11 protein-coding genes, 10 tRNA genes and 1 rRNA gene are annotated in these 10,020 nt (G+C 45.4%); 1 reads left to right on the top strand and 21 read right to left on the bottom strand.

The window, feature by feature from the left end; genetic code table 11:
- The 12 genes from D1B31_RS23635 to D1B31_RS23580 form a co-directional block, all read right to left on the bottom strand.
- Nucleotides 1-330 (bottom strand): 16S ribosomal RNA (locus D1B31_RS23635); the annotation flags it as partial.
- Nucleotides 331-429: 99 nt separating this feature from the next.
- Nucleotides 430-503, bottom strand: a tRNA-Gly gene (locus tag D1B31_RS23630).
- Between the two features lie 21 nt (nucleotides 504-524).
- Nucleotides 525-601: transfer RNA gene (locus tag D1B31_RS23625), tRNA-Pro, on the bottom strand.
- A gap of 7 nt (nucleotides 602-608) precedes the next feature.
- Nucleotides 609-685, bottom strand: a tRNA-Arg gene (locus D1B31_RS23620).
- 42 nt (nucleotides 686-727) lie between these two features.
- Nucleotides 728-814 (bottom strand) — tRNA-Leu (locus D1B31_RS23615).
- Nucleotides 815-882: 68 nt separating this feature from the next.
- Nucleotides 883-967, bottom strand: a tRNA-Leu gene (locus tag D1B31_RS23610).
- A gap of 5 nt (nucleotides 968-972) precedes the next feature.
- Nucleotides 973-1,048, bottom strand: a tRNA-Lys gene (locus D1B31_RS23605).
- Nucleotides 1,049-1,177: 129 nt separating this feature from the next.
- Nucleotides 1,178-1,252: transfer RNA gene (locus D1B31_RS23600), tRNA-Gln, on the bottom strand.
- Between the two features lie 9 nt (nucleotides 1,253-1,261).
- Nucleotides 1,262-1,333 (bottom strand) — tRNA-Glu (locus tag D1B31_RS23595).
- Between the two features lie 18 nt (nucleotides 1,334-1,351).
- Nucleotides 1,352-1,439 (bottom strand) — tRNA-Ser (locus tag D1B31_RS23590).
- Between the two features lie 5 nt (nucleotides 1,440-1,444).
- Nucleotides 1,445-1,519: transfer RNA gene (locus D1B31_RS23585), tRNA-Asn, on the bottom strand.
- Between the two features lie 160 nt (nucleotides 1,520-1,679).
- Nucleotides 1,680-2,156, bottom strand: coding sequence for a SprT family protein (locus tag D1B31_RS23580; RefSeq protein ID WP_118924966.1), 477 nt, complete (start codon nucleotides 2,154-2,156; stop codon nucleotides 1,680-1,682).
- An 89-nt stretch (nucleotides 2,157-2,245) separates the two neighbouring features.
- Between D1B31_RS23580 and cmpA the strand changes: the two genes are divergently transcribed.
- Nucleotides 2,246-2,359 carry a cortex morphogenetic protein CmpA gene (gene cmpA, locus D1B31_RS23575; protein ID WP_118924964.1) on the top strand — a complete coding sequence of 38 codons (114 nt, stop codon included), beginning with the start codon at nucleotides 2,246-2,248 and terminating at the stop codon, nucleotides 2,357-2,359.
- A gap of 91 nt (nucleotides 2,360-2,450) precedes the next feature.
- On the opposite strand, the gene D1B31_RS23570 is transcribed toward cmpA, so the two are convergent.
- From D1B31_RS23570 to D1B31_RS23530, 9 genes are all read right to left on the bottom strand, one after another.
- Nucleotides 2,451-4,616, bottom strand: a complete 2,166-nt coding sequence (locus D1B31_RS23570) for a Tex family protein (RefSeq protein WP_192894826.1) — start codon at nucleotides 4,614-4,616, stop codon at nucleotides 2,451-2,453.
- 192 nt (nucleotides 4,617-4,808) lie between these two features.
- A complete protein-coding gene (locus tag D1B31_RS23565; RefSeq protein WP_118924960.1) occupies nucleotides 4,809-5,405 on the bottom strand; it encodes a PP2C family serine/threonine-protein phosphatase in 597 nt (198 codons plus the stop codon).
- The gene (gene sigB, locus D1B31_RS23560; RefSeq protein ID WP_118924958.1) at nucleotides 5,402-6,196 is read right to left on the bottom strand and encodes an RNA polymerase sigma factor SigB; all 795 of its coding nucleotides are present in this window, start codon (nucleotides 6,194-6,196) and stop codon (nucleotides 5,402-5,404) included. Before sigB ends, D1B31_RS23565 begins: the two co-directional genes overlap by 4 nt.
- Nucleotides 6,174-6,647 (bottom strand): anti-sigma B factor RsbW, encoded by a 474-nt coding sequence (rsbW, locus tag D1B31_RS23555; protein ID WP_118924956.1) that lies wholly within the window; start codon nucleotides 6,645-6,647, stop codon nucleotides 6,174-6,176. The genes sigB and rsbW overlap by 23 nt, the downstream gene beginning before the upstream one ends.
- A complete protein-coding gene (locus D1B31_RS23550; protein WP_118924954.1) occupies nucleotides 6,644-6,976 on the bottom strand; it encodes an anti-sigma factor antagonist in 333 nt (110 codons plus the stop codon). The genes rsbW and D1B31_RS23550 overlap by 4 nt, the downstream gene beginning before the upstream one ends.
- A 60-nt stretch (nucleotides 6,977-7,036) precedes the next feature.
- A complete protein-coding gene (locus D1B31_RS23545) occupies nucleotides 7,037-8,047 on the bottom strand; it encodes a PP2C family protein-serine/threonine phosphatase (RefSeq protein ID WP_118924952.1) in 1,011 nt (336 codons plus the stop codon).
- A 10-nt stretch (nucleotides 8,048-8,057) separates the two neighbouring features.
- A complete protein-coding gene (locus D1B31_RS23540) occupies nucleotides 8,058-8,459 on the bottom strand; it encodes an anti-sigma regulatory factor (protein WP_118924950.1) in 402 nt (133 codons plus the stop codon).
- A gap of 4 nt (nucleotides 8,460-8,463) precedes the next feature.
- Nucleotides 8,464-8,820 carry an STAS domain-containing protein gene (locus D1B31_RS23535; RefSeq protein WP_027324001.1) on the bottom strand — a complete coding sequence of 119 codons (357 nt, stop codon included), beginning with the start codon at nucleotides 8,818-8,820 and terminating at the stop codon, nucleotides 8,464-8,466.
- 2 nt (nucleotides 8,821-8,822) lie between these two features.
- Nucleotides 8,823-9,656, bottom strand: coding sequence for an RsbT co-antagonist protein RsbRA (locus D1B31_RS23530; protein WP_118924948.1), 834 nt, complete (start codon nucleotides 9,654-9,656; stop codon nucleotides 8,823-8,825).
- Between the last annotated feature and the right edge of the window lie 364 nt (nucleotides 9,657-10,020).

Genomic DNA, 10,020 nt, shown 5'->3' with positions numbered 1-10,020 from the left:
GTCCCAGTGTGGCCGATCACCCTCTCAGGTCGGCTACGCATCGTCGCCTTGGTGGGCCATTACCCCACCAACTAGCTAATGCGCCGCGGGCCCATCTGTAAGTGACAGCCGAAACCGTCTTTCAGCTCTTCCCTATGCAGGGAAAAGGATTATCCGGTATTAGCCCCGGTTTCCCGGAGTTATCCCAGTCTTACAGGCAGGTTGCCCACGTGTTACTCACCCGTCCGCCGCTAAAGTTTCAAAAGCAAGCTTTTAAAACTTTCGCTCGACTTGCATGTATTAGGCACGCCGCCAGCGTTCGTCCTGAGCCAGGATCAAACTCTCCAAGAAAGAGTATGGGTTTAGCTCATAAAGTTACGTTGGCTAGTGATCCAAAGATCACTATATTATTGTTTGTTGACGCTTGTTTGTTTAGTTTTCAAAGAACAATGGAGCGGGTGATGGGAATCGAACCCACGACATCAGCTTGGAAGGCTGGAGTTTTACCATTAAACTACACCCGCATATAATATTAAATTTACTTATGGTCGGGAAGACAGGATTCGAACCTGCGACCCCTTGGTCCCAAACCAAGTGCTCTACCAAGCTGAGCTACTTCCCGATATATTTGGCGCGCCCGAAAGGAGTCGAACCCATAACCTTCTGATCCGTAGTCAGACGCTCTATCCAATTGAGCTACGGGCGCACAGCCTTTTTTATATTACCAATATAAATTATAAAAGGTAATTGGTGCGGCCGAGAGGACTTGAACCTCCACGGGGTCGCCCCCACTAGGCCCTCAACCTAGCGCGTCTGCCGATTCCGCCACGACCGCATTTTGTAAAACAGCGACAAGAACTATCTTATCATGTATTAATTTATTTTGCAACTGGTAATTTTTTATGGTGCGGGTGAAGGGAGTCGAACCCCCACGCCTTGCGGCACTAGATCCTAAGTCTAGCGTGTCTGCCAATTCCACCACACCCGCTTAAATGGTGAGCCATGAAGGACTCGAACCTTCGACCCTCTGATTAAAAGTCAGATGCTCTACCGACTGAGCTAATGGCTCGTTATGAAATAACTATCCAAACTTTGTTTCGGTTTTAGTTAGATGCTTCGCAAAACTCCCGTTCTGCTCCGCAACTCACAGTTGATTCATGAAACTTTCGCTCGTTTCTCTACCGACTGAGTTAAAAAATGGCTGGGCTAGCAGGATTCGAACCTACGAATGACGGAGTCAAAGTCCGTTGCCTTACCGCTTGGCTATAGCCCAATATTAAAATGACCCCTACGGGATTCGAACCCGTGTTACCGCCGTGAAAGGGCGGTGTCTTAACCGCTTGACCAAGGGGCCATATAAAAAAGTGACGAGCGGAGAAGGAGGGATTTGAACCCTCGCGCCGGTCACCCGACCTACGCCCTTAGCAGGGGCGCCTCTTCAGCCTCTTGAGTACTTCCCCATTAATGGCTCCGCAGGTAGGATTCGAACCTACGACCGATCGGTTAACAGCCGATTGCTCTACCACTGAGCTACTGCGGAATATGTTTTCGAATCGGGACTGTCTCCCGTCGACTCTTTACATTATAATGACGAGGCACATCAATGTCAAGAAAGATCTGCAAGATATTTTTAGCTATTTTTTCTGGCATTTTGAGCGGGTCTTCTTAGCTTTCGGCGAGAAGTATAAGTAGATATTCAGCTACGTCTCACTCAAAACTTCCTTTATTTTTCTTAGTTTGCCCCGGCATTTACCACACACATATTTTGATAAGTCCATGTTTCTTCTTCTGGTATATGCAGTCTTACAAACAGTACATTCATACACAATTATTTTCCTGCTTGTTCTCTTAGCTACCTTTTCAGGAAGCTGGCCGCAAAATCGCGGAGCCTCCACCTTCTTTAATAATGCACGAAAGTCTGCGTCTCTATGCTTATAACCTCTTCCAGCCAAGTGAAGATGATAGTGGCATAGTTCATGTTTAATAATGCCGATCAACTCTTCATAGCCAAGCTGTTCCAAATATCGTTTATTTATTTCAATGTTATGGGATTTAAGCAAATACCGGCCGCCAGTTGTTTTTAATCTGGGATTGAATACGGCCTTATGCATGAAGGGCAAACCGAATAATTCTTTTGATAATTTTTCTGTCAGCGCCTGTAGTTCCCGGTCCTCCATTTCACGCGTTCCTCTCTTTCCTTATAACATGACAACCTATTATAGCATAGAATATGTAAACGTTATGATACTTGGCGGGAGGGATTTGGATGCCGACATGGTTCCAAAATAGGATGAGGCGTGCTTTTTTGGAAAAAAACCGTTACCAAATTAGACTTCTCAATCAGTGCTGGTTTTTTTACCGGAAGAAGAATCCACTTTAGTAATGACGAGGACCAGGCCTCAGATGTTGACTATAAAAAAGACGTGCCCGTTTTATCAGGCACGCCATTTTTTACGTTACAAAACAATAGGCTATGACAGACTCGCTTCCGGCTCGATCATCGTCAGTGACACTCTGCCCTTTTGCTTATCAATCGAGTCAACCCAGACTGTCACCACATCACCTACCGAAACAACATCAAGCGGATGCTTCACAAATTTGTTTCTCAGTTTACTGATATGAACAAGGCCGTCCTGCTTGACGCCTACATCGACAAATGCGCCGAAGTCGACAACATTTCGAACCGTCCCTTGCAGTTCCATCCCCGCTTGCAAATCCTCGAGCTTAAGAACATCTTTTTTCAATAAAGGGGCGTCCAACTCATCCCGAGGGTCCCGCTCAGGGCGAATCAAGGCATCAACAATGTCTTTCATGGTGATTTCCCCGATCGAAAGCTCGGCTGCGGTATTCGCAATTTCCAACTTCCCGAGTGCTTCCTTCAGCTTTACGCTACCAAGGTCTTCTGTTGTAAAACCAAAGCTTGCGAGCAGCTTTTTCACCGCATTGTAATTCTCAGGGTGGATCCCAGTCCGATCCAGCGGTTCGGTTCCATCCAAAACTCGTAAAAACCCAATTGCCTGTTCGTATGTCTTTGCCCCTAGGCGCGGTATTTTCTTCAGCTGCGACCGGTTAACGAATTTCCCCTCTTCTTCACGCTGCTTAACAATATTTGTCGCTGTTGTTTTGGTCAGCCCCGCTACATATTGAAGCAAAGAAGGTGATGCCGTATTCACATTCACTCCCACTTGGTTAACGGCTGTTTCGACAACAAAGTGGAGTGATTCCGACAGTCTTTTTTGCGAAACATCATGCTGGTACTGTCCAACTCCAACCGATTTCGGGTCAATTTTGACAAGTTCCGCAAGCGGATCCTGAAGGCGCCTTCCAATCGATACAGCACTCCGTTCCTCAACCTGCAAATTAGGGAATTCCTCACGCGCTATGTCGGAAGCGGAATAAACACTTGCTCCTGCCTCATTGACAATCAAATAATAAATTTCATCATCCATTTCTTTCAAAATGTCAGCGACAAACTGTTCGGTTTCCCTAGAAGCAGTTCCATTACCGACCGCGACCATTTCCACTTTGTAGTCCGATAAAATGGCCTTGAACTTTTCTTTTGCCTCCCGGCGCTTTGCAACTGGCGGATGCGGATAAATGACATCAATCTTAAGGACCTTTCCTGTTTCATCAACGGCCGCCAGCTTGCATCCTGTCCGGTAGGCAGGATCAACTGCCAAGACAATCTTTCCTTTTAATGGAGGCTGAAGCAGCAGCTTGCGCAGGTTTTCGGCAAAAATATGAATAGCCTGCTCCTCCGCCTTTTCGGCCAATTCATTGCGGATTTCCCGTTCTATCGATGGCTGAATCAGTCTTTTATATCCATCCTCAATTGCCTCAAGGACAACTGCCGCAGCCGGAGAATGGTTTTTCTTAATCCATTTGCGGGATAGATTGGCAAGAATTGAGTCAGAACCCACTTTAATCCCAACCCTTACTATTTCGTCCTTTTCACCGCGATTTAGAGCAAGAATCCGGTGTGGGACAATTTTGCTAACAGGCTCTTCATATTCGTAATACATCTCGAAAACTTTCTTTTCGTCTTTTTCGGCATCCTTCACAACAGATACCACTGTCCCGGATTTGAAGGTTTCCCTCCGGATCCATCTCCTGCTTTCCGGATCATCCGAAACACGCTCGGCGATGATATCCTTGGCGCCAGCAAGGGCATCTTCAACCGTAAGAACTTCTTTTTCTTCCGATAAAAATTCACGGGCTTTCACTTCAACATCGCCGCTAGAGAACGTCAGCAGCCAGTCTGCCAAGGGCTCCAAGCCTTTCTCTTTCGCCACGGTCGCCCTTGTCCGCCGTTTCTGTTTATATGGCCTGTATAGGTCCTCCAGTTCCTGGAGTTTGACCGCTTTACCAATTTGCATGGAAAGTTCATCGGTCAGTTTCCCCTGTTCTGATATGGAACGAAGGATTTCTGCCTTTCGCTGTTCTAGGTTCTGAAGGTATTGCCATCTATCCAATATATTGCGAATTTGCACTTCATCAAGCGCCCCAGTCTGTTCCTTCCTGTAACGCGCTATAAACGGAACTGTGTTTCCTTCGTTGACCATAGCCATGACATTATGTACTTGCTTCAGTGCCAAACCTTGTTCATTTGCTATTAATTTCGCGAGTTCATCTTGCATCGTTATCGTTTCGTTCACCTAACCGTTCCCTCCACTCATCTGGGCTTCAGGTTCTATTGTAACAAATTATTGGAACAGGGAAAAACCGGCGGAGGCTGCTAGCTGAAGTTTGGTGACGCTAAGAGATTTGTGTGGTATATGAGACGGTCGGCTTTGGGCAGGGGCCAATTTTTGCAAAAAGAAAAGCCCGCACTAGTGCAGGCTTCCGACTATGAATGTTGCATCATCTGATTTGGTTTGGTATTTACGTTTTATTTCATCTGCAATCATTTCGACAGGGAACAGCCCCTTTAATAGGGCTTTTACCCCCTGGAACTCGTATCCATCTGAGAAAATCAGGAATTTGGAATGGGGATCATATGAAAATCGCTGTGTATGGTAAGTTTGCGGTTTTCCGGACAGGTAGCCTGTCACTGGCAAGGGGTATGTGAGCTTTCCTTTTGATGAATACAAAAAGAAGCGGATATTTCCTACGCAGCTGTAAACAAATTCCCTTGCATGAAAATAAACCTTCAATACCGAAACAGCTGCGCCTCTTTTATTGGCTAAGGCTTGGTTGCAAAATTTCATTAAAGTATCGACATCTTCGTGATGATTTTCTTCCACCGCCACAACGGCTGCGTGCGAAGCTTCGTAGGCGTACTGCCCGCTTCCAAGGCCGTCAGCCAGGACACAGACGAAATAATCATCAGTTGCAAGAAAAAAGTAACTGTCGCCGCAATAAGACTTTCCTTCTTTGGCTGTCTGGTGTGCGTAGACTTCAATGTTTCTCTTCACGAGATGGTTCATGAAAGGCACTCCGAGTTATTTGCTTCCGCGTTTATTGCTTCCTGCAGCTTTTTTATCGCCCTTCTTTGCAAGCGGGATACATGCATTTGGGAGATGCCAAGCCTGTCACCAGCATCCTTCTGGCTCATGTTTTCCAGATACGTATACTGGATGATTTTCTTTTCCCGGTCGTTTAGGACGTGAAGGACCTTTTCCAAAACGAGCCGCTGATTGATTTTCTCGTATCCATCATCAATACTGCCGACAATATCGAGCAGCGTTACAGTTCCGCCGTCTGAATCCGCTTCGATGGAATGGTCAACCGAAAGCGCCTGGTAGCTTTTGCCCATCTCCATCGCTTCGAGTACTTCTTCTTCGGATACTTCAAGCGCTTCGGCGATTTCGATGACTTTCGGAGAACGATGGAGCTTCGTTGTCAGTTCTTCGACAGTTGTCTTGATTTTCGGCCCAAGTTCTTTGATTCTCCTTGGGACATGGACACTCCAAGTTTTATCCCTCAGGAACCTTTTGATTTCCCCGATGATTGTCGGGACCGCAAAAGCCTCGAAGCTTTTGCCAAAAGATTCATCATACCTTCTGATTGCACCAAGCAGGCCGATCATGCCAACCTGGACAATATCTTCATGGAACGATCGTCCCTTCGAATATTTACGGGCGATTGTTTCAACCAAATTCTTGTAGTTAAGGACAAGCTGTTCTTGGGCTTCTTTATCCTCATGAAGCTGATACGCTTTAATAAGTTCGTTTACATCTTGTTTCCCCGCAGAGTTAGGTTGAGATTGTTTCGACATCCGTCTCCACCTGCTCTCCTTCAAGGTACTTAGTCATAAAGACAGTTACACCTTCCTTATGGTGAATCCTGACTTCATCCATCAGCGTTTCAATCAGGTATAGCCCTAAGCCTCCTTCACGCAAAAACTCTACCGAACCACGATCCTCATAGCGTCCAAGGCCCTGTCTTGCAGATTCGAAGTCAAAGCTCTGGCCGCTGTCTGCCACCATAACCTCCAGACGGTCAGAATAAAGACCGAAGCCAACAATGACTTCGCCTGGCTCATTGTTTTTATATGCGTGCTGGACAGCATTGGTACATGCCTCACTTGTCGCAATTTTCAAGTCTTCCAAATCGTCATAGGAAAAACCCATTCGGCTCGCAATACCGGAAAGCGTAAGGCGGATGACTCCTACGTATTCGGGCTTCGCCGGTATCTTCATTTCAATATAGTCAAACGCCTGGCTCATTGCACTCCACCCTCTATCTGGCTGTTAATATCGATAATGTCAGCCAGACCCGTAATTTCAAAAAGTCTGATCAGCCGCTCAGAAAGGCCGACAAGCTTAAATTCCCCATTATGGCTCCTGACTGATTTAAACACACCCACAATAACCCCAAGACCTGTACTATCCATATAGGATACCTCAGAAAGGTCGATGACCATTTTCACTTCGTTCTTTTCCGACAGCGGAAATACTGCTTCACGAAGCTTTGGCGCTGTGTAGGCATCTATTTCACCGTTTACATATATTTCAACAAAATCATTGGATTCATTTACATCTAATTTGATGTCCAATTTGACCCACCCCTTGTCTATTTATTTACCGCTTAAAGTCTTTACCCTTTTCTACGGCTGTTAAACGTTCCTTTTTAAGATGATAAGTGTAAAATCATCCCTTAATTGGAAATCCTGGAGCCTTTCAAGGTCTTTGTAAATATTATTCACAATTGTTTGCGCATCAAGATGAATATATTTCCGTATATTGGAAATCAAAGCGTCCCTCTCAAGAAAACCTTCTTCCGTCCGGCACTCCGTTACGCCATCCGACATGAGGATAATCATATCACCAGGATGGACTTCCCGTTCATATTGCTGATATTTCGTTTTCTTATCAATACCAAGCAGAAGCCCTTTCGCTTCCATTTCAGAAAATCCACCCGTTTGCGCATCGTAATAAAAGCCCGGCTCATGTCCCGCGGAGGAATAATAAAAAATATGATTGCTTGGGTTGTACATTCCATAAAACATGGTGATAAACATGCTTGGATCAACGTTTTGCTCAACAACTCTATTCAGGCTTTCGAGAACCATATGCGGCGCATGCCTGTTCTCAGGCAGGCTGTCCATCGCATATTTTATCATCGACATACAAAGCGCCGCAGGGATTCCCTTGCCAATGACATCAGCAATGGCAACATTCACACATTGGTGGTCATCCAGAACAAAATGGAAATAATCACCGTTCATATGCCTAGCCGGAACACTAATCGCTCCAATATCCAGCCCTTCGACAACAGGAATTGACGTTCCAAGCAGCGTTTGCTGCACGTTAGCAGCTATCTCCATTTCTGTCCGAAATTCCATTTGTTTATTTCTAAGACTTTGATGTTCCCTATAGGCCAGCCCATAACCGACCATCACTTCCAAAAGGACGTCAAAAGAATGAATGACACTCTCAGGTACATTGGGATAAAGATCAAGCAAGAGGCCTTTATGAAGACTTACGATTTCCTCTGGAGAAATTTTCTTTTCAATTAATTCCCTGCTGAACTTCTGCCCTTGATACAATGTCTGTTCTGACTGGTCCCTCAGGTAATCAATGATGATATTCCTGTATTTCTCTTCCATTTTTCCCCGTAAATCCATAATCATCCCCCTAGCGGAGCCATTTTACTGCTCTTATATCCGTCCCTTTCTCAAGTGATGAGATAATATCGAATTGGTCCATTAACCGCTTCACCCCGGGCAAACCAGCTCCAAGGCCTCCTGAGGTAGAATAACCATCTTCCATCACCTGCCGTATATCACTTATTCCTGGGCCGCTGTCAACAGCGATTACTTTCAGACCCGCTTTCGAGCCTTCGTAAATTTTCTCAATACATATTTGCCCTTGTCCGGCATACAAGTATATATTCCTAGCCAGCTCACTTATTGCAGTTGTAATTCTCGCCTGGTCCACAGTACCGAAACCAAGCTCCTTGGCAACATTGCGGCCAAGCTGGCGGGCAGCCACAATGTCCCATTCATTCAGGATTTTCACACAGGATTGGATGCCCATTTAGCTAGTCCCCCAATTCCTGTTGTAATTTCTCCAAACCTTTTTCTAAGTCTAGCGCCGTCAGGACATCTTCCAATCCGATTCCCAGTTCAATCAGTGTAATTGCAACCGCAGGCTGGATCCCCGTAATTACGACCTTGGCTCCCATCAGTTTGGACATGCTTATGACATCGCCTAGTACTTTCGCGATAAAGGAGTCGATAAAATCGATCGAGGTAATATCAATAACAACCCCGTTGGCGCTTGTTTCATGGATTTTATGGAGCAAATCCTCCTGGAACTGAAGGGCGGTCTGGTCATCCAATTCCCATTGAATGGAAACAAGCAAACAATCATGAAGCTTTAAAATCGGTATTCTCATTCTCATCTTGCACCCTCCACTTGGATTATTTTCCTGTTTGTAAGTTCCAATGCGGCTTCAACACCCTTTTTCAGGGTGTTCTTCGTTGTAAACTGGTTCAGGTCAATGCCAAGATTCACAATCGTCTGGGCGATTTCAGGCCTGATTCCGACAAGCATGCACTTTGCCCCGACTAGTCTCACCGCCTCGGCCGCCTGGATAATATGATGCGCAACCATCGTATCGACAACCGGAACACCGGTAATATCAATTAACACAACCTCCGACCCGTGCCTTACAACCCCCGTCAGGAGATTTTCCATAATTTGCTTTGCCCGTTCCGTATCAATTGTGCCGATAAGCGGCATAACGGTGATTTTCTCAAACACGGGAATCAGAGGGGCTGACAGTTCCTGAAGTGCTATTTTCTGGAGGGAAACAGTTCTCTCCCACGTCCGGGAATAAATATCGACAACTTCATTCTGAAGTGGACTGATCCATCGGTCAAAGGCATAAACGACAGCCATTTGGTTTTCGTCCGTGACATATCCTTTTTCCTGCATCCCTTCAAAAACCATTTTGCTGAAAGTCTTGACCCCTTCAATGACAAAATGAAGCGGCCAGCCCAACCGGACTACTTTCTCGGCAAAATCGCTCAGCTTTGAACGGAACTCTTCCTTGGATCCACCGAGACTCGAGCTTATCAAATCAACAAACTCGGCGCTAGTCCCATTAAAGACGTGTTCTGAAACAAGCTTCAAGACTCTCTCGTCCGCCTCGGTCCGCATCCTAGCCATCCATTCATTCGTAAGCTCGTTCTTTTGCTCCTTTATATAGTCTAATATTAGGTTGTCCATTTAATCCTCCCTGACCTTTCCGGATGTGTATTTGTATTTGTCCCAAAAAGTATATAAAAAATTTGATTTCAACATTTCACAAATATTTCAAAAAATATCCTTATATCAATTAAATGATATCTATCATCAAGAGTCAATTCCAAACTATTCAGTAAGAAAACCCTACCCCTTTGATGAAAGGACTATCTTTTTTACCCTTATCTATACAAAGTCAAACCTGTTTTTTGCAATAAAATTGTAGAGTAGAAAACAGGAATTAGACTTTGCCCTTCTTGTCCTCGGGTTTCAGGGTGTTCCACCTTACTAAGCCAGACAAGTGGGCAAGTCCTTTTCCTGTTCCCCCTCATCAAACCGTACGTGAGGT

Source organism: Neobacillus notoginsengisoli, from assembly GCF_003515685.1.
Taxonomy (GTDB): domain Bacteria; phylum Bacillota; class Bacilli; order Bacillales; family Cytobacillaceae; genus Bacillus_D; species Bacillus_D notoginsengisoli.
Note: the sequence above shows the minus strand (reverse complement) of the source record. Positions and strands in the feature narration are given on the sequence as shown.